The following is a 20,109-nucleotide window of genomic DNA, read 5'->3' on the forward strand; positions in this document are numbered from 1 at the left end:
ATGTAATATTATATGTAGCTCTAGCGCAAAATGCGTATATTTTTGTATGTATGTGTAGAAATTTATATACTTTTCTCACTTCTATAAACAAAGAAAAAACGTAAGGAATCCCTTACGTTTTATTAAATATACGAATACAAATGAAATACTACTTCATCCATTTCTCAGCCCAATTTTGGACCTCATCCATAACACTTTCTAACGCTTTTCCCTTGTCAGTTAAGCCATACTCGATTCGAACTGGTACTTCTGGATAGACATTACGAACTACAATGCCCTCGCTTTCCAATTCCTTCAAACGCTCTGACAACATACGATCGCTCATATTTGGGATAATATCTGCGATTTCTCTAAAACGTTTCGACTCTTCAAGCAAAGATTTAATAATTAAGCCAGTCCACTTCTTACTAAGCAGAGTAAAAGCTGACTCAAACTTTGGACATAAACAAGAATTATGCTCCATATGTTTCACCTCTCCTCCATTATAATATAGTTTCTTGTAAAAAGTAAGTTATAAAACTTTCCTCATTATTTTATTTTACGTACATTTTACCATTTCCAAATATTAACTTGTCAACTAAACGTAACATACCCGTAAAAAAACCCTCTTAAAAAGAGAGCTTTTTATATCTTTATTACTTCGTATACCATCCAAGACCTAATGCACCTTCACCTAAGTGCGTACCAATTACAGCTCCAAAATAACCTGTACGAATTGTGACGTGAGGATATTTTGCTTCTAATTCTTTCTTCCATTCATGCGCTTCCTCTTCACGTTGCGCATGAATGATAACTGCTTCCATAGGTACACCTTTACTTGCTTGCTCATCAAAAATTTCAATGATACGTTTTAATGCTTTTTTACGTGTACGAATCTTTTCAAACGGAATAATGATTTTATCTCTAAAATATAAAACTGGCTTCACTTGTAACAGACTGCCGATGAAAGCTTGCGCGCTATTTAATCGACCACCACGTTGTAAATGATGTAAATCATCAACTACAAAATAGGCGTCCATCGTTTTCTTCATTTCATCAAAACGAGCGATAATCTCTTTTGGATTCTTTCCTTCACTTGCTAACTTTGCACCTTCACGCACATAAAATCCTTGTACTTCACAACTAATTTCAGAGTCATACGTGTATACATCAATACCTTCTACCATCTGTCCAGCTGTTGTTGATGTTTGATATGTACCACTAATTCCACTTGATAGGTGAATACTAATAACTGCATCATAATCTTTAGCTAGTTCTTCATATAGCTCAACAAACTTTCCGATTGCTGGTTGAGAAGTTTTTGGAAGTTCCTCTTGTTCACGTACTTTCACATAAAAATCATCTGCTGAAATTTCAGCTTCTTCTTGATAAGATTCTGTTCCAAACACAACGTTTAATGGAATCATATATATATTGAGTTCATCACGAATTTGCTTCGGTATATATGCCGTACTATCAGTAACAATAGCTATTTTCATTTTCGTACCTGCCTTATAAAAAGTTTTATTTCCTAATTTTACACGAAAACTACAAATGGTGCATCCATACATGAAAATGCCGGTTGAAATTATACCTACCATCTCGACAAATTACAACAAAAAGATAAAATACTCACCAAAAACTTCAGCATATTTAGAAAAAATGTTTGAATATAAAAAGGCTCGCTTTTAAAATGGAAAGTACTAGTCATTTTGATAGATAGGGGCGTACACAAGTGCTATTACAATATTTTACAATCAAAGACTACGGCGAACACGAAATCGTCATTCAAAAATCAAGATTTATTTGTTATATTAGCCGAGCAACAACTGAGGAAGAGGCTCAAGAATTTATACAAAAAATAAAAAAACAACATTGGAATGCAACACATAATTGTTCCGCTTATTTAATTGGCGAACAAGATCATATTCAAAAGGCAAATGATGACGGTGAGCCTAGCGGTACAGCTGGCGTACCAATGTTAGAGGTACTAAAAAAACGCGGACTAAAAGATACCGTCGTCGTCGTAACACGCTATTTTGGTGGCATTAAACTTGGCGCAGGTGGATTAATTCGTGCATATGGAAAGTGTACAAGCGAAGGCATTAATCATGTCGGTGTTGTCCAGCGAAAACTAATGCGTGTGATGCAAACCGAGATTGATTACACATTACTTGGCAAAGTGGAAAATGAATTACGCAATTCAAAATATGCCATTAAAGATATTCATTATCTAGAAAATGTCACATTTGATACGTATGTAGAAGAAGACGGCAAACAAGCATTTACAGATTGGATGATTGAATTAACAAACGGGAAATGTACAATTACAGAAGGAGATATGTTGTACTTAGAACAAGATGTTATCTAAGAATAACCCATTTATCACCTTCAAAGATTAATGTAGTGAATTACTTCCCTACAAATGAACTAACGAACTAAGGAGATTATATATGGAAGAACGTTATTATCATCTCCAAAATAGCAGAATAAAAAAGAAGCGAAGAAGGAAACTTTTCTTCTTCCTTATTTTCGCATTTTTATTTGGCAGTATAGGAGTTTATGTGTTAAATTCTTACTCTTCTCTTATGGGGATGTATAGTGGTTTTACTCGTGAAAAATCGGATTTAAGAAACGAAGATGTAGAAATTACAAAGGAACCTTTTACAATTCTCATTATGGGTATAGAAGATTATGCGACAGATGGTCAAAATGGTCGTACAGACTCATTAATGTTTGCAACAGTCAATCCGAAAACTAAAAAGATTTCGCTTATGAGCATTCCTCGTGATAGCCGCGTTCCGATTGTCGGAAAGGGAAAAGAAGACAAAATTAATGCCGCCCATGCTTACGGTGGAGAGGAAATGGCAATCAAAACTGTAGAAGGTTTTCTAAAAGTTCCTGTAGACCATTATATTAAAATTGATTTCCAAGGCTTTAAAGGTATCGTTGATGCTGTTGGCGGTGTTACCGTTGACGTACCCTTCGATTTCTGGGAGCGCTCTGACGTGGATTACTACAAAAAAATTCAATTTAAGCAAGGACAGCAAAATTTAAACGGTGAAGAAGCACTTGCTTATGTCCGTATGCGAAAGCAAGATCCAAATGGCGATTATGGTCGAGCTGCTAGACAAAGACAATTACTGGCCGCTGTTGCCCAAAAGCTAAACTCCACCTCTACTGTATTTAAAATTAAAGATTTAACAGCTGTCGTTGGAAAATATATAAAAACCGACATTCCTATTTCAGACGGACTTGCTCTTTACAATAAACTTTCTGGATTTGATCCTTCTACAATGCAAACGTTAAAGCTTGAAGGCGAAGACAAAAAGATAGGCGGTATTTATTACTTCCTTCCAGATCCAATCAGTGTAGAAACGGTGCGTAACGAAATTGAAAAAGAATTAGGAGAAAAAGCAAAAAAACCAACTACAAAAAACAACTCAAGTCCTGATTCAAATTCTAATTCTAACGAACAAACAAAAAAAGCAACAAACCAAAATAAAACACCAACTGATCCGCCACCTTCTACAAATGCTCATGCAGAGTGGATTATGCGCAATCAGCCGTAACAAAAAGGCCCAATCTATGCGATTGGGCCTTTTTTATTTACTTATTAAAGTGCTGTAAAATTGCTTCTACAATACGCTCTGATGCACGACCATCACCGTAAGGGTTAGATGCTTTCGCCATCTTATCATGAGCTTCTTTATCTGATAACAGCTCATCAGCAAGACCAAAGATTGTCTCTTCGTCTGTTCCTGCTAATTTCAGCGTACCTGCTTCAATACCTTCAGGGCGCTCTGTTGTATCACGAAGAACAAGAACTGGTACACCAAGTGATGGAGCTTCTTCTTGTACACCACCAGAATCCGTTAACATTAAGTATGAACGAGCTGCAACATTGTGGAAATCAATTACATCTAGCGGCTCAATTAAATGAATACGGTTATGTTCACCTAAAATTTCATTTGCTATTTCACGAACAACAGGGTTCATATGAACAGGGTACACAACTTGTACATCTTCATGTTTGTCAACAAGACGCTTAATTGCACGGAACATATTACGCATCGGTTCACCTAAGTTTTCACGGCGGTGAGCTGTCATAAGTACAAGACGATCATTTCCAAGTTTCTCTAGTACAGGATGACTATATGTTTCTTTTACAGTCGTTTGTAGCGCGTCAATCGCTGTATTTCCTGTAATGAAAATACGTGACTCATCTTTATTTTCCTTCTGTAAGTTCGTTGCTGATTTTGCTGTCGGTGAGAAATGGAGATCCGCCATTACACCTGTTAATTGACGATTCATCTCTTCTGGGTATGGAGAATACTTATCCCATGTACGAAGGCCCGCTTCAACATGCCCTACTGGAATTTGATTATAAAAAGCAGCTAAACTTGCAATAAATGTTGTTGTTGTATCACCATGTACAAGTACAATATCCGGCTTCGCTTCTTTCATTACTTTATCCAAACCTTCTAAACCACGCGTTGTAACATCAATTAAAGTTTGGCGGTCTTTCATAATATTTAAATCGAAATCTGGCGTAATTCCAAAGATACTTAATACTTGATCTAACATTTGGCGATGTTGTGCTGTTACAGTCACAATCGATTCAATTTTTTCTGGGTGTTTTTGCAACTCTAATACAAGAGGTGCCATTTTAATTGCTTCTGGACGTGTCCCGAAAATTGTCATTACTTTTAAACGTTCAGTCATGTGATTGCCTCTTTTCTTTCACTAATTACAGCTTCTATTATGACATATAAAAATATGCATGAGTACATCCCTTTTTAACGCATAACAGAAACTTTTCTATTACAAATACTTTTTCTTCCCACCGAGTAATAATCTATCTTTTGTTTCTTAACATCTTCATCAGTATAACAATTTCTCCCATCAAATAAAATAGGCTCCCTCATAAGTTGTACGTACTTTTCTAACGGATAAGTTTGAATATCTCCCCATTCTGTTACGATAAAAACCGCACTCGCATCTCTAATCGATTCATCTATACATCTACTATATTGTATAGCATCTCCAAATATATTCTTTACATATTGAATTGCTTTTGGGTCATAAAGAACAATATTTGCACCTATATTAATTAATGCTTCTATTATAATAAGAGATGATGCCTCTCTAATATCATCCGTATTCGGTTTAAAGGATGCGCCAAGAACTGCAATTCGCTTTTTATTCATGTTCATAACTTTTTTCGCTTTTTCAATCAATAGCAGCTGTTGCTTATTATTTACTTCAATAACTGCTTTTAACAAACGAAAATCATGAGCAACATTTCCCGCAATTTGCACCAGCGCTTTCGTATCTTTCGGAAAACACGATCCTCCATAGCCAATGCCCGCATTTAAAAAAGATGCACCGATTCTCTTATCCATTCCCATCCCTTTGGCAACATCCAATACATTCGCGCCTACCTTCTCACATATATTTGAAATTTCATTAATGAAACTAATCTTTGTAGCTAAAAAGGCGTTCGACGCGTATTTAATCATCTCCGCACTTTTAATATCTGTAACATACGTTTCTAAGCATAATTGACTATACAAACTCTCTACTCTTCTTGCTACTTCCTTAATATCCGCTCCAATTACAATACGATCTCCATGAAAGAAATCATAAATACCTGAACCCTCACGCAAAAACTCTGGATTCGATACGATATGTACTGTATGCCTCCCTTTTAACTTCTCCTCAATCCATCCCTTCATTACATCATTTGTGCCTACTGGAACTGTACTTTTCGTAACAACAATAATATCGTTCGTCGCATATAATCCAATATCGTTACAAGCACTCTGAATATACGTTAAATCTGCCGTCCCATCTAATAAAGGTGGTGTTCCAACTGCAATAAATATAAACTCTACATCATCAAATGCCTCTTCTTTATTTGATGTAAAAGTTAAAGCATTATTCTCATATGCATAATTTATTAATTCATGTAATCTTGCCTCATAAATAGGTAAATCCCCTTGTTTTATCCGTTCAATTTTTTCATCATCTATATCAAAACATGTAACTGAATGCCCTAATTTTGCCAATCCTACTCCTGTAATCAATCCAACATATCCAGTACCTACTATCGTAATTTTCATTTCCTTTTCGCACAGGAATTTACAATAGAAAAGATATGAAATATAGAACTCTTCCTGTGCTTCCCCCTCTCATATTAAAAATGAGAAAACCCTTTTCCTTCTTCATTATATGAATTACTTCCCTTATTTTTTTTAAAGTTTTTGTAAAATTAAATGCACTATAAAGTAAAACTTAATCAGTGAGAATCCGGCTGCCAGTTCACGCTTGATAAATTCCCACATTTTAACACGAAACTTACTCATTTCTACGTGCAACACTTATAATACTGAAATAAAAGTATTCACTATTGAAGAAAAAGAGGAAATGTTACATTCCAAAGCCCAGTACGATTAACCTTCTTATATGATTCAACATTCTATATACAATTGTCATATATTCTATCCGCTTCCATTAACCGTAAAAAGAAAAAAAGATTGAATTCTAATCTTTTTGTGATACCATATGTTATGAGCCTGTAAATAAACATCATAATTTTCAGATAAATATATTTTCAAAAAAAAATTACGTTAGACTATAAAGGGTGGGGTATTAATGGACTCACAAGTGATTTATGCCATTTTGGCATCATTCATCACTGTACTCGTCGTTACTCCTTTAGTTATTAAATTAGCTTTTAAAATAGGAGCGACAGATAAGCCAAACGCACGTAAAGTGCACCAAAAGATTATGCCACGTCTTGGCGGGTTGGCAATATTTATTGGTGTAGCTGTAGGATTTGTTGTCGGCGGCTTATATGAACAAAGAATGTTATCGATAACGCTAGGTGCGATTATCATTGTAATCATCGGAATTTTAGATGATATGTACGAGTTATCTGCGAGAGTAAAATTCGGTGGGCAACTGTTAGTTGCCATTATGATTGTAAAAAGTGGATTATTAGTGCAAGTATTATATATCCCATTCCTTGGGGATACTGAACTTGGATGGCTTGCTTATCCAATTACAGTATTTTGGCTTGTAGGTATTACGAATGCAATCAACTTAATTGACGGCTTAGATGGATTATCTGCTGGGATTTCATCTATCGTACTTGCAACGCTAGCATATATGGCCTTCACTAGCCCATGGGGTACTGGAACAGCTATTATCTTGCCACTTGCATTAATTATATTAGCAAGTACAATTGGATTTTTATTCTACAACTTCCATCCAGCAAAAATTTTCATGGGAGATACAGGAGCCCTATTTTTAGGATACTGTATTTCTGTTATATCGTTACTTGGATTATACAAAAGTGTAACGTTATTCAGTTTTATCGTTCCAATTATCATTTTAGGTGTACCTATATTTGATACGATATTTGCAATCATCCGTCGTATCGTAAATAAAAAACCTATTTCAGCACCAGATAAATCACATTTACATCACCGCTTACTTGCAATGGGATTCTCTCATCGCAAAACGGTACTAATTATATACGCATTCGGTATTTTCTTTAGTGTAAATGCCATTATTTTCACTAGTGCAACGTTATGGTTATCCATTATTCTTCTTTTCGCTTTGATTTTCTTCACAGAAATCATCGCTGAAATAATCGGGCTTGTACATGAACGCTACAAACCAATCATTTCCTTTTATAAAAAAGTGAAAAAACGCGAAGACTAATTGTAGTATAGCCTTTTCAATTATGAAATATTCAAATAGCATCCTCTTTCTTATAAGAGGATGCTATTTTTTATTCTCATTTTATATTTCCAAAATATAGATTGTTTGAGAGTTCCTCTATTGGAGAAAGATATACATAATAAGAAAAGTATCAAGTTTTCTTTTTTACATATTGATTGTCAAACTGAGGGTGAATGTTATGATCAAGCGAGTATTTCAATGTATTATTTTATTTTTAACGATTACTATGTACGTATCATCTAATACTGAAGCAACAACTGTTCTTCCTGCTGAATATCATCCAAATACTGAAACAACTTCTCCTACACAAAAAATTGCGTACTTAACATTTGATGACGGGCCAAACAAATATACTACACAAATTTTAAACATCTTAAAAGAAAAGAACGGAAAAGCAACTTTCTTTGTTATTGGCGGAAAAGTGCCACATTACACAAAAACGATGCAACGATTAATTAAAGAAGGACATTATATCGGGCTCCACAGCATGTCACATGATGTAAAACGCCTTTACACTGGTGACCCTTCCACTTTAATTGCAGAAATGGAGCAAACACAAAGCATTGTCCAGCAAGTTACGAAATTAAATACACATCTCGTTCGCGTTCCATATGGTAGTATGCCTTACTTAAAAAAGAATTACCGTGACGCACTTGTATCGGCCCAGTATAAAATGTGGGATTGGACGATCGATACATACGACTGGAAAAGCTATGACAATCCTTCTGCCATACTCGAAAGAGTACGTAATCAAAGTGATGAACAAGTCGAAGTCATTTTAATGCATGATTCGAGTGTAACCGTACAAATACTGCCAAAAGTAATTGATTACTTACAGTCACAAGGATACAAACTTCTTCCCTATAATCCTTCTTCTCATCTCAAAGTGAATTTTTGGAAAGACACAAGATTGTAACAGCTTTAGCGCCTATGTGCTAAAGCTGTTTTATTTTTCTCTTCCCACCCTTCCCATTTTTGTGTAAAATTTTAAATAGTGATGAAGTTTCGAGGTGAATAGAAATGAAACGAATAGATCTCATTTTTAACGCAATACAAAAAGGCAATTATACAGAAGGTGTAACCGCATCAGAACTCGCTACATTTTTGCAACTAGATCGCGCCAATGTAAGTAGCGATTTAAACAAACTTGTAAAAGATAAACGTTTATTAAAAACAAATACGCGACCTGTTCGTTTTTACATAGAAACGAACACCTCGTTGGAAACGCATTCAAAAGACATAACTTCATTAGATACATTTGCAATTGAAAATACGAGCCTTAAAATTGCAATTGAAAAAGCGAAAGCTTCTATTCTCTATCCTCCAAACGGTATGCATACTTTACTACTGGGAGAAACAGGGGTCGGAAAGTCTATGTTTGCTTCTTTAATGCACGAATATGCAATTGAAGTTGAACAGCTTCCAAAAGATGCACCATTTATCGTATTTAACTGTGCTGATTATGCAAATAATCCACAGTTACTACTCGGGCAATTATTTGGGATTAAAAAAGGAGCTTATACAGGAGCAAGTGATCAAAAAGGGTTAATTGAAAAAGCACATGAAGGAATTCTTTTCTTAGATGAAGTACATCGCCTGCCTCCAGAGGGACAAGAAATGCTTTTCACCTTTATTGACCGCGGAGTATACCGCCGCCTTGGAGAAACAGAGAACGAACGTAAAGCACAAGTATTAATCATTACTGCAACAACAGAAGAACCAAATTCATTTTTATTAAAAACATTTACAAGACGTATACCAATGACTGTTACGCTGCCACCACTTCGTGAGCGTACACATAAAGAGCGCTTTGCTTTACTACAGCTATTTTTCACAAATGAAGCAATTCGTCTGCGAAAAGACATTCACGTTAGCCCAAATGCAATGCGTGCTTTCGTCTTTTACAATTGTCCCAATAACATTGGTCAATTAAAAACAGATGTTCAAATTGCCTGTGCGAAAGCCTATTCTGATTTGGTCACAAAGAAACGTGATTCTGTCTATGTTTCAAGTTCAGATTTACCTTGGTATATGAAAGAAGGGTTGTTCATTGAAAGGAAGAGCCGTCACTTATACCAAATACCAAATGAAACATTTGTATTTACAGGTGAGGAAGGTTGGAGTAATCATAAAACAGAAGATGAAAAACGCTCTTCTATTTACGATTATATTGATTATAAATACGAAGAACTTCAAGCACGTGGTATTGAAGAGGAAGAATTAGAATTACTAATAGAAAATGATGTTCAAAGCTTTTTCTTACAATATTTTAACCAAATATCAAAAAAAACAAGCCATGAAAATGTTTTTAAAATTGTGGATCGTAATATCGTTTCCGTATGTGAAAAAATAGCGGAACTTGCTGAAAAGCATTTATCTAAGACGTTTGATGAAAAAGTATTTCTCGCTTTAAGTTTACATGTACAGACAACTCTACAACGTTTACAAAGCGGAAAACAAATACATCACCCACAATTAAATCAAATTCGTACGAAATATAAAGAAGCTTTTTCCGTAGCTATGCAATGCATTCAACTACTGGAGGAAGAATTACAAATAACAATGCCTATTGATGAAGCTGGCTTTTTAACAATGTTCTTCGTTGTTGATCCAATTCCTGCCTCACAAACAGAAGTAAAAGTATTAATATTAGCACACGGTAATGGCATCGCAACTGAAATGGCAAACGTCGCAAACGAACTTCTCGGCATTGAGGAAGTAACCGGTATTGATATGCCGTTACACGAATCACCGAAAGATTTCTTGGAACGTGTGAAAGTGTATATGAAAACACTACAAAATGTAAATGGGCTTCTCTTACTTGTCGATATGGGGTCACTTGCTTATATCGGTGACATATTAGAAACGGAGTTCAAAATCCCTGTACGTGTTCTCTCGATGACGAGCACACCACACGCACTAGAAGCAGCTCGAAAAGCTCAGCTCGGTTATTCATTAGATGCGCTGTATGAAACAGTAAAAAATTTAACACCATTTTACTTAAACGTACAAGAAGAAAAGAAAAAACCTCTCTCTCCAATGAAATCTGTTATTTTAACAGCTTGCTTAACTGGTGAAGGAAGTGCTTTAGCTATTCAAAAAATGTTAGAGAACTATTTACGATTTGATAAAGACTTAATTGAAATTATTCCAATTAGTATCGTCCATGAAAAAGATTTAACGAAAATGATTGAGAACATAAAAAAAGAGCGTAACATCATTTGTATCGTCACGAATTTCGATGTGCAAGTACCATGCTTAACATATCATTTCCAAGACATCGTAAACTACACAGCGATTCAGCCAATTCAAGAATTAATTACGTATGAAGAAACATATGCAAAAATGGCGGATATTCTTGAACAACAAATGCAGCGTAACGATGGAGCATTACTTATCAAAACAATTCGTTACGCATTAAATACAATTCAGGAATTAATTTCCTTACAGCTAACTCCTGATAGCTTAATGGGTGTTATTCTGCATATGAGCTGTATGGTTGACCGTCTTCAAAAAGGAGAAAGCCTTCTTCCTCACCCTGATAAAGAGAAAAGAAGACAAGATGAGTACTGGATGTATATGAAAGTAAAAAAAGCGTTGCAACCAATTGAAAACACATTTGAAATACAAATACCTGATGACGAAGTATTTTATGTTATGGACTTCTTTATTAAAAATCAGCCTGTTAAAAATTAATTGAGGCCGTTTTTAAAAATATCGACCGTAACGTGAGTTATATCAGCGATTTTCAAAATATATCGGCGTAACTCAGATTATATCAGCGATTTTCAAAATATATCGATTTACCGACAATAATTGCTAAAACTAGCACCTTATATAATGAGAAAAGGCTGTTCCAACATATGGACAGCCTTTTCCTCTATTTCTTTACTTTTCTAACTCGCCCTCTTATTTCTCCTCTTTTTTGTGATTTCGTATGGACATTAACATATACATTTGCTTGAATAATTTCTTGAAGTAAATGTACGAATGATTTCCCTTGTAAAGGTCCCTCAAAATCCTCTACATTCACTACACCAGTAATACTTCCCTCGTTCAAGCTAATCCCTTGCTCCAGTGGACCATACAAATATAAAACAACAGGACCAATTTGAGTAGACTTCCCTAAATGAATTTGACACGATGTAACCTTTTCTATATTTTTTAGTATTACTCTGTAATGCAATTTCGTTAAATCATCACTAAAAATAAACTCTGCTACCCCAAAAGCTTCTGTATTTACAGGAGGCACTTCCCTCTTACCTGTTAACCTGGCAAAGAAATGTGTTGTCATAAGGCATTCTCCTTATATAAATTTCCCAGCACTACTTCTACTACTTTATGGTTTAAACATAATCATTTATGACTTTTTCAATTTTAATTACAAAGAAAAGATTCACAAAATCTTTACATTGTGATTGTTCCTGTAGATTGAAAGTCTCTTGTATAATGCACATAGAAAAACATTATAGGAGGTTCCATTGAAAACTAACAAATACACTTTTCATACATTATTAGAGATTTTTCTCGTCTCATTTAAATTAGGACTTACTTCATTCGGCGGTCCTGTCGCTCATCTCGGCTATTTCCACCACGAATACGTGCAAAAAAGAAAATGGATGGATGAACGAAGCTATGGAGATTTAGTAGCACTATGTCAATTCCTTCCCGGTCCTGCCAGCAGTCAAGTCGGTATGGGGGTTGGATTATTACGGGGCGGTCTATTAGGAGCTATTATTTCATGGATTGGATTCACTTTACCGTCTGTGCTTGTTTTGGTTTTCTTCGCCTCATTCCTTAATCAGTTCGATCTTGGAAGTGCTGGCTGGATTCATGGACTAAAACTTGTAGCAGTCGCTATTGTCGCTCATGCCATATGGGGAATGGCGCGAAAGTTAACTCCAGATCGAAATCGTGCAACGATTGCGATTGTAACTGCCGCAATCGCCTTATTATGGCCAAGTAGTTGGACACAAGTCATCCTTATTATAATATGTGGCTTTATCGGTTGGTTTTTATATCGCAACCAACCAATTAGCCAATCTCAAAATATAAGAGTACCTATTTCAAAAAAGATAGCAGTTTCTTGCCTCGTCTTATTCTTTGGACTATTACTACTGCTACCAATATTAAGACCGTTCTCTTATTACATCGCTTTATTTGACAGTTTCTATCGCTCTGGCGCACTTGTATTTGGAGGAGGACACGTCGTGCTGCCCCTTCTTGAAGGTGAGTTCGTACAAAACGGAATGATGACGAAAGAACAGTTCCTAGCTGGATACGGATTAACACAAGCAGTACCAGGACCACTATTTACATTCGCCTCTTATATAGGAGCAGTGTTAAACGGGACGCTTGGGGCAATAATCGCAACAATTGCGATTTTCCTCCCTGCTTTCTTACTCGTTATTGGTGTTTTACCATTTTGGAACAATGTGAGAAAAATATCATTCATACAAGGCGCACTACTTGGTGTTAACGCCGCAGTTGTTGGTATTTTAATTGCCGCTTTTTACGATCCCATTTGGACGAGTACAATTATAAATGCTTCAGATTTCATTTTCGCTTCGCTTCTTTTTTGCTTACTAGCTTTTTGGAAAGCACCGCCTTGGGTTATCGTTATACTTGGAGCTTTTGGCGGATATATTCTATCCATTTTGTAAATAAAAAACGACGGCATGATGTAGCCGTCGTTTTTCTATTAAAACTTCACAAGTTCTATCCCTTCAGGCAACTCACTCTCTGTTAAAATACGCAATTCCTTCACACGATCCATTACGTAAGACGAACGCTTCACAAGCTCTGGATCAATATAAGCTGGATGAACCATAATTTCTACCGTTTGTTCACCTTGTACTCTTTCTTTTAACTTCACAAAGTAATCTTCCGTCACACCATCCGCATAAAAGTCACTGTAAAATACATCAGAAAATGGATGCACCGCTCTATCTTCCCCACAACGACGAATTGGAACATTATATTTAGCTGCTAATCTCTCAAGAACATCGTGTAAGATCGGTAATCCGTGTACATGATGATGACTATCTAAATGAGTTGGTGTTAATCCGTAAGATAGGAATTTCTCAATTTGAGCAGTCCACTCTCTCTCAACTTCTTCTGGATTTATATTCCCTTCCCTTACAACACTTTGTTTATGAAACGATCCGTCGCTACCTACAAGTGATGGTACGTCTCCAAGAAGTGGCTCCCCTGCTGTTAATACGAGATGTACGCCTACTCCGAGTAGGTTATACTCTTTCGCTAAGCGTACCGCATGCTCTGTTCCTGGCATATTCATCATCATCGTCGTTGAATTTACAAGTCCATTTATATGACCATCAATAATGCCGTAATTTGTACCTTCTGTAAGACCGAAATCATCTGCATTTACAATTAACTTAATCATCATAATACCTCCTAATAGAATAAAAAAAGCGGGCTAAATAGCGCCGCTTTTACTTCTCTACCTTTTTAAAGAACTGTGGAAGATACTCTTTATGTGCTTCCAACATTTCATCTAAAATTTGTTTTGCAACTTTATCTGATGGTACAAGCGGATTGATTGTCATAGCAAGCAGCGCCTTATGATAATCCCCTGTAACAGCAGCTTCAATTGTTGTGCGCTCGAATGATTTAATTTGTTGTACTAAACCGCGAACTGGTACTGGAAGATCTCCAACTGCAATTGGTTTTGGGCCTTCTTTCGTAATAATACAGTTCACTTCAACAGCTGAATCATGTGGTAAGCTTGCAATTGTTCCGTTGTTTCGTGTATTAACAGGCTGGATATCACCTTTATTATTGTAAATAGACGTAATTAAGCTACATGCTGCATCACTATAATAAGCTCCGCCACGTTTTTCTAATTGTGGTGGTTTAATATCTAAATTCGGGTCTTTATATAACTCAAATAAATCATTTTCTAATTGTTTTACTACTTCTGCACGTGTACCTTTTTCAACAGAAGCTTCTTTTTCTTCTTCTAACATTTCACGTGTTTTGTAGTAGTAACGATGGTATGGACATGGAATCGCACGAAGTCCTCGAATAAAGTCTGGCTCCCAGTTAAGCGCTGCGATATTTTCCATCGTAATTTGTTTTTCTGGATCTGTCACAAGCTCTAACACACGGTCCATTACACTTACGCCATCTAAGTATACATCTAGTCCGTATACCATATGATTTAAACCTGCGAAATCAACGTGAACACGACTCGCATCTACTTCAAGTAATCTTGCAAGACCCATACGAATTCCGATTGGAACGTTACATAGACCAACTACTCTTTGAATATTTGTATAACGAAGAACTGCCTCTGTTACCATACCAGCTGGATTTGCAAAGTTAATTAACCATGCATTCGGACAGAGCTCCTCCATATCTTTACAAATATCTAAAATAACAGGAATCGTTCTCAACGCTTTAAATAAACCACCAGGACCATTTGTTTCCTGACCGATTACATCATATTTTAATGGGATTGCTTCATCTTTTGCACGTGCTTCTAATAAACCAACGCGAAGTTGTGTTGTTACGAAGTCTGCATCTTTTAATGCCTCACGGCGATCAAGTGTTAAATGTACCTCGATTGGTAAACCTGATTTTTTCACCATACGTTTCGCTAAGTTACCAACTATTTCCAACTTTTCTTTTCCTGCCTCAATATCTACTAACCAAATTTCACGAACAGGAAGCTCATCATAACGCTTAATAAATCCTTCAATTAACTCTGGTGTATAACTAGATCCACCGCCGATTGTAGCAATTTTAATTCCAGTCATGCTTTATTCCCCTTTCGCTTCAAGCTTTTTATAAAGATCGATAAACTCTGCTGCTAATTCTTTCACTGTAATCGCATTCATTAAATGATCTTGTGCGTGAATTAAAAGAACACTAACCTCTGTTTTTTCTCCTCTTGCTTCTGATTGTATGAGCTCTGTTTGGAAATGATGCGCTTCATTAATCGCTTCTTTCGCCTTTACCATCGCTTCATCTGCTTCTACCATTTTCCCCTGTTTGGCAAATTGAAGTGCCTCCATCGCAAAGCTTCGTGCGTTACCACTATTTAAAATCAATTGGAATGGAATTTGTTCTGCTGTAGTCATCATAATTACCGCCCTCTCTATAAGGTTCAACCGATTTAAATACCCCTTCAGTTTGAACATGTCTATTAAATTATTATTTTATGAATGATAGTTTGGTGTTCTTGTAGATGAGTATCATCTTTTTGAACATGATATAAAGGTAATTATTCTGACGAGCTATAGGAACTCGCCAGAATAATATTTTTTAAAGTGATACTGAATTGTCGCTTCCTTTTGTTTCAGCTTTTGCAGCCTGTACATAAGTACGGTCACACATTAATACGAATGGATAGTAAATTACTACCGCAATAGCAAAGTTCACCACTTGTAGTGCTGCACCAGCGATGCTTCCGCCCGATACAAGATAACCACTAAAGATTGGTGGCATTGTCCATGGAACTAACGCAACTGTTTTTGGTACCCATCCTAAAGTGATTGCTGTATAAGAAGTAATAACTAATACAACTGGTGTAAGTACGAACGGGATAATTAACGTTGGGTTTAATACAATTGGCGTACCGAAAATAACTGGTTCGTTAATATTAAAGAAACCAGGACCGATAGATACACGGCCTACACCGCGAAGCTGCGCACTTTTCGCTACAAGCATTACTGCCACTAAGAATGCTAACGTTGCACCCGATCCCCCGATATATACGTATACATCAAAGAATGGTTTTGTGAAGATATGCGGTACGTCATATGCAGACATACCATCATTAAATAATTTCATATTTTTCTCTAATGCTGGTAAATAGATTGGGTCAATAATCCCCCCAATAATATTTGGACCATGTAATCCGAAGAACCATAATACGTGAATAAGTAGAGCAATAATAATTGCACTTGGTAATGTACCCGCTAAACCTTGTAATGGTAATTGAATTGTTTCAAATACCATTTTATGAATGCTTGTTCCCGCAAGTTTCACAGCTAATTGAATACCTGCTGTTACAATCAAAATAACGAATGCTGGAACTAACGCTGCGAATGATTTCATTACTGCCGGTGGAACACCATCTGGCATTTTAATTGTAATATCCCTTTGAACAAAGAATCTAAACACTTCTGTTACAAGAAGAGCCACTATAATGGAAACGAATAGACCTTGTGCCCCTGTCCACGCTAAATCAATACCGCCTTCTTTTGGCGTTGTCGGAGAAATAATAATTAATGCACCGAATGTAATGATTGCTGCTGACAACGCATCGACGCCGTAAGATTTCGCTAAATTGTAACTTATCCCAACTGCGACTATGAGGGCGAGTATAGCAAAGGAACCAGTCCACATACCGCCACCGACATCTTTCCAAGCGTCACCAAATGTGCCCTTCATAAAGTTTTGGAAAGCATCAATTGGTAAGTTATTTATAAGTACTGCAAATGATCCAACTAAAATAAGAGGCATAACTGCGATAAATCCGTCACGGATTGCAACTAAGTGGCGCTGCGATCCAATTCTACCTGCGACTGGAACTAAATATTTCTCCATAAATGCAATAAACTTTTGCATTTCGCTTCCCCCCTAATTATTTTTTAAGTGTTAATGCGTGATCTAAAACTGCTTCTCCATTCATCATGCCGTAGTGCATTGGATTGATAACGTCGATTCCAACGTTTTTCTCGTCAGCAAGCGCTTTCATTGAAGAAAGCATGTAACGAACTTGTGGTCCTAGTAATAATACATCTGCTTGATCGATATTCGTTTTTACTGCATCCCCAGATACAGCCCAAATCTTTCCTTCTAGACCTCGAGCTTTTGCGGCCGCTTCCATTTTTGTAACTAGTAAACTTGTAGACATCCCTGCTGAACAACATAATAAAATATTCATTTGAAAATCCCCCTTGTGTAGTATAAAAAATTTATGTTTATTTATTTTTCTTTACGCTATTTATTAATGCAATTAGCGTGCCAACTTTTTAAAACCACTAAAATCAGTGCTTTTTCGAGCATTTTCTTTGTGTGTTAACGCTTTCAATTAGTGTGTCGTCCAAAAAACACACAGTGTGTTATAAAACAACACGCTTTTAACACATAACTGTATGAAAATAGATTAGTGTTTAGTCGTCTAGTTGTGTTTAATATGAAAAAACACTAAAAAAACTTTTTCAATGAAAAATAATTCATTATTTTAACCCACTATTTAGTGAAATAAAAAAACCTTGCATAAGCAAGGTTCATTCATCCACCGACATCTTCCTATATAACTCTACAAACTCACTCGCTAATTCTTTCACCGTAATTGCATTCATTAAATGGTCTTGCGCGTGTACCATTAAAAGAGTAACTTCGGTCTTTTCACCACCAGCTTCTTTCTGGATAAGCTCCGTTTGTACACGGTGCGCCTCTTTTAATTCATCTAGTGCTTCTTGTAATTTAGCTTCAGCCTCTGTAAACTCCCCACGCTTCGCACAATCAATTGCTTCCATTGAACAACTTCTCGCGTTTCCCCCATGCAAGATTAAATGAAAAGCTTTCGTCTCTATCGTATCCATTTTAGTTCTTTACTCCCCCTTTTCTTCTGCCAGTTTTTGTTTATCCCATATTTTTAAGAACGGTAAATAAATGAAGAATGCTAGCGCAAAGTTAACAAGTTGCAAAATAACACCTGAAATTTTCCCGCCCGATCCTAAATATCCACTAAAAAGAATAGGTGTCGTCCAAGGTACAGCGGCCCCACTCGGACGTGCGACCCATCCCCATTCCATTGCAAAGTAAGAAACAATCGTTAGGACGACTGGAACTAATATAAATGGAATTAGTAAAAGTGGGTTCATCACAATCGGCATACCAAAAGTTACCATCTCATTAATATTAAATATACCAGGTGCAATTGACAATCTCCCTAAACTTTTTAATTGTTGACTTCGTGCAAATAGTAACATTCCGACAACTAGAGCAAGCGTTGCACCAGAACCGCCCATATAAATCCATAAGTCAAAAAACTGTGCCGTAATCGTATTTGGTACATCTTGCCCAGCTTGAAAAGCAACTCGGTTTTGATCCATTAACGACAACCAAACGGGGCTCATTACACCACCAACAATAGTAGCACCATGAATTCCACAAGACCAAAGAACATGAACGAGAATAACTGCTATGATTGCGCCCCAAAGACTAGCACCAAGTACACTAAGTGGTTCCTGTAAAATTTGTCCTACAATATTATGGATACTGCCAAAAGAAGTATTTTCTATAATTAAGCGTAAAATCCAAATAACTGTTACAACAATAAATCCTGGAACAAGTGCTGCAAATGAACGCGTGACAGCTGGTGGAACTGTTTCTGGCATCTTTATAATTATCTTTTTTTGTACAATAAACCGATAAAGTTCAGTAGATATAAGTGCAATAATCATTGCTACAAATAACCCTTGGCTTCCCATTAATGCAGCTGGGATAGCGCCTTCTACAAGTACACTTTCTTTTGTACTTGGTATAATATATGCAACTTGAAATGGAGTCGCAAGTAAAAACGTCACAAGCGACAATGCCCCGGATGCTAAAGCATCTACTTTATAATACTCTCCAAGTCTGTAAGCGATTCCAAAAACAGCTATTAAAGCCATTATATTAAAAGTTGCACTAACTGGATACCCTAAAGCTCGCTGCCAATTCTCCCCAAACAAACCTGCCATAAAATCGTTATATCCCGGTATCGGCAGTGCACTAATAATGAGGAAAAACGATCCAATAATTAAGAAAGGCATCGTTAAAATAATTCCATCTCGAATTGCTTGTAAATGCCTCTGCTCTGCAACCTTCCCTGCTACCGGCATCACATACTTCTCTAAAAACCGTATCATCTATCCCACTCTCCTCATGGTTTCATTAACAAAGCTGCTTGCAAGATAGCTTCTCCATTACAAAGTCCGTAATGAACAGATTGAATGACATCAACAGGTATCCCTTTCTCCTTACATAATTCTTTCATTTTCGGTAATAAATAACGTACTTGTGGTCCAAGTAAAAGAACATCCGCTTTATCAATATGACTATTCACTTCAGAACCTGATACTGCCCAGATTTTTACTTCTATCCCTCTCGCCTCTGCTGCTTTCTCCATCTTTGTAACAATCAAACTGGAAGACATTCCCGCTGCACAGCAAAGTAAAATATTCATCCCGCTTCCCTCCCCCTTTTTCTCTACCTAAGTTATGGTGCACTCCTTGCCACCACTAGGTTACAAATATATATGTCTAGATTTCCTGCTGTATGCCGAGCTTAAAAACAAAAATTTCTTGATTTTCACGCTATTCCATTTATCCGTATTCTCCTAGTAAAGGGGCCCCT

The 20,109-nt window shown here is 36.4% G+C and carries 19 protein-coding genes; 6 read left to right on the plus strand and 13 right to left on the minus strand.

Annotated elements, in window-relative coordinates; translation table 11 throughout:
- Positions 1-148: 148 nt before the first annotated feature.
- Positions 149-463, minus strand: coding sequence for a winged helix-turn-helix transcriptional regulator (locus tag GBN78_RS09730; protein WP_000400857.1), 315 nt, complete (start codon positions 461-463; stop codon positions 149-151).
- A 172-nt stretch (positions 464-635) separates the two neighbouring features.
- The gene (locus tag GBN78_RS09735; protein WP_002103834.1) at positions 636-1,478 is read right to left on the minus strand and encodes a DegV family protein; all 843 of its coding nucleotides are present in this window, start codon (positions 1,476-1,478) and stop codon (positions 636-638) included.
- Positions 1,479-1,714: 236 nt separating this feature from the next.
- On the opposite strand from GBN78_RS09735, the gene GBN78_RS09740 reads away from it, so the two are divergent.
- Positions 1,715-2,350 (plus strand): YigZ family protein, encoded by a 636-nt coding sequence (locus GBN78_RS09740; protein ID WP_000926665.1) that lies wholly within the window; start codon positions 1,715-1,717, stop codon positions 2,348-2,350.
- Positions 2,351-2,432: 82 nt separating this feature from the next.
- Positions 2,433-3,551: an LCP family protein gene (locus GBN78_RS09745; protein WP_000392785.1), complete on the plus strand. Its 1,119-nt coding sequence runs from the start codon at positions 2,433-2,435 to the stop codon at positions 3,549-3,551.
- A 37-nt stretch (positions 3,552-3,588) separates the two neighbouring features.
- Here the strand turns inward: GBN78_RS09745 and wecB are convergent, their stop codons facing one another.
- Together wecB and GBN78_RS09755 are read right to left on the minus strand one after the other, a co-directional pair.
- Complete coding sequence (gene wecB, locus GBN78_RS09750) at positions 3,589-4,704, minus strand: non-hydrolyzing UDP-N-acetylglucosamine 2-epimerase (RefSeq protein ID WP_000140145.1); 1,116 nt, start codon at positions 4,702-4,704, stop codon at positions 3,589-3,591.
- A gap of 74 nt (positions 4,705-4,778) precedes the next feature.
- A complete protein-coding gene (locus tag GBN78_RS09755; protein WP_076774596.1) occupies positions 4,779-6,104 on the minus strand; it encodes a UDP-glucose dehydrogenase family protein in 1,326 nt (441 codons plus the stop codon).
- 532 nt (positions 6,105-6,636) lie between these two features.
- Between GBN78_RS09755 and GBN78_RS09760 the strand changes: the two genes are divergently transcribed.
- The 3 genes from GBN78_RS09760 (at position 6,637) to GBN78_RS09770 (ending at position 11,427) form a co-directional block, all read left to right on the plus strand.
- Positions 6,637-7,710 carry a glycosyltransferase family 4 protein gene (locus tag GBN78_RS09760; RefSeq protein ID WP_000378319.1) on the plus strand — a complete coding sequence of 358 codons (1,074 nt, stop codon included), beginning with the start codon at positions 6,637-6,639 and terminating at the stop codon, positions 7,708-7,710.
- 199 nt (positions 7,711-7,909) lie between these two features.
- A complete protein-coding gene (locus GBN78_RS09765; RefSeq protein ID WP_070184467.1) occupies positions 7,910-8,647 on the plus strand; it encodes a polysaccharide deacetylase family protein in 738 nt (245 codons plus the stop codon).
- A 104-nt stretch (positions 8,648-8,751) separates the two neighbouring features.
- On the plus strand, positions 8,752-11,427 hold the full coding sequence (locus GBN78_RS09770; RefSeq protein WP_070184468.1) for a sigma-54-dependent transcriptional regulator: 2,676 nt from the start codon (positions 8,752-8,754) through the stop codon (positions 11,425-11,427).
- 184 nt (positions 11,428-11,611) lie between these two features.
- On the opposite strand, the gene exsM is transcribed toward GBN78_RS09770, so the two are convergent.
- On the minus strand, positions 11,612-12,025 hold the full coding sequence (gene exsM / locus GBN78_RS09775; RefSeq protein WP_000207046.1) for an exosporium regulatory protein ExsM: 414 nt from the start codon (positions 12,023-12,025) through the stop codon (positions 11,612-11,614).
- A 187-nt stretch (positions 12,026-12,212) separates the two neighbouring features.
- On the opposite strand from exsM, the gene GBN78_RS09780 reads away from it, so the two are divergent.
- A complete protein-coding gene (locus tag GBN78_RS09780) occupies positions 12,213-13,394 on the plus strand; it encodes a chromate transporter (protein WP_070184469.1) in 1,182 nt (393 codons plus the stop codon).
- 38 nt (positions 13,395-13,432) lie between these two features.
- Here GBN78_RS09780 and chbG read toward each other — a convergent pair whose 3' ends face one another.
- The 8 genes from chbG to GBN78_RS09820 all read right to left on the minus strand — a co-directional run bounded on the left by chbG (position 13,433) and on the right by GBN78_RS09820 (position 19,939).
- Positions 13,433-14,137, minus strand: coding sequence for a chitin disaccharide deacetylase (chbG, locus tag GBN78_RS09785; protein WP_000593488.1), 705 nt, complete (start codon positions 14,135-14,137; stop codon positions 13,433-13,435).
- Between the two features lie 49 nt (positions 14,138-14,186).
- On the minus strand, positions 14,187-15,512 hold the full coding sequence (celF, locus tag GBN78_RS09790) for a 6-phospho-beta-glucosidase (protein WP_000145762.1): 1,326 nt from the start codon (positions 15,510-15,512) through the stop codon (positions 14,187-14,189).
- Positions 15,513-15,515: 3 nt separating this feature from the next.
- The gene (locus tag GBN78_RS09795; protein ID WP_000989059.1) at positions 15,516-15,839 is read right to left on the minus strand and encodes a PTS lactose/cellobiose transporter subunit IIA; all 324 of its coding nucleotides are present in this window, start codon (positions 15,837-15,839) and stop codon (positions 15,516-15,518) included.
- A 181-nt stretch (positions 15,840-16,020) separates the two neighbouring features.
- Positions 16,021-17,328 carry a PTS cellobiose transporter subunit IIC gene (celB, locus tag GBN78_RS09800; protein ID WP_001168848.1) on the minus strand — a complete coding sequence of 436 codons (1,308 nt, stop codon included), beginning with the start codon at positions 17,326-17,328 and terminating at the stop codon, positions 16,021-16,023.
- A gap of 16 nt (positions 17,329-17,344) precedes the next feature.
- Positions 17,345-17,647 carry a PTS sugar transporter subunit IIB gene (locus GBN78_RS09805; RefSeq protein WP_070184470.1) on the minus strand — a complete coding sequence of 101 codons (303 nt, stop codon included), beginning with the start codon at positions 17,645-17,647 and terminating at the stop codon, positions 17,345-17,347.
- Between the two features lie 346 nt (positions 17,648-17,993).
- Positions 17,994-18,311 (minus strand): PTS sugar transporter subunit IIA, encoded by a 318-nt coding sequence (locus GBN78_RS09810; RefSeq protein WP_000379632.1) that lies wholly within the window; start codon positions 18,309-18,311, stop codon positions 17,994-17,996.
- Between the two features lie 9 nt (positions 18,312-18,320).
- On the minus strand, positions 18,321-19,622 hold the full coding sequence (gene celB, locus GBN78_RS09815) for a PTS cellobiose transporter subunit IIC (RefSeq protein ID WP_000617782.1): 1,302 nt from the start codon (positions 19,620-19,622) through the stop codon (positions 18,321-18,323).
- 14 nt (positions 19,623-19,636) lie between these two features.
- A complete protein-coding gene (locus tag GBN78_RS09820; protein WP_070184471.1) occupies positions 19,637-19,939 on the minus strand; it encodes a PTS sugar transporter subunit IIB in 303 nt (100 codons plus the stop codon).
- Positions 19,940-20,109 lie beyond the last annotated feature (170 nt).

Origin of the sequence: Bacillus sp. B2-WWTP-C-10-Post-4 (assembly GCF_009183805.1) — a bacterium.
GTDB classification, from domain to species: Bacteria; Bacillota; Bacilli; order Bacillales; family Bacillaceae_G; genus Bacillus_A; species Bacillus_A cereus.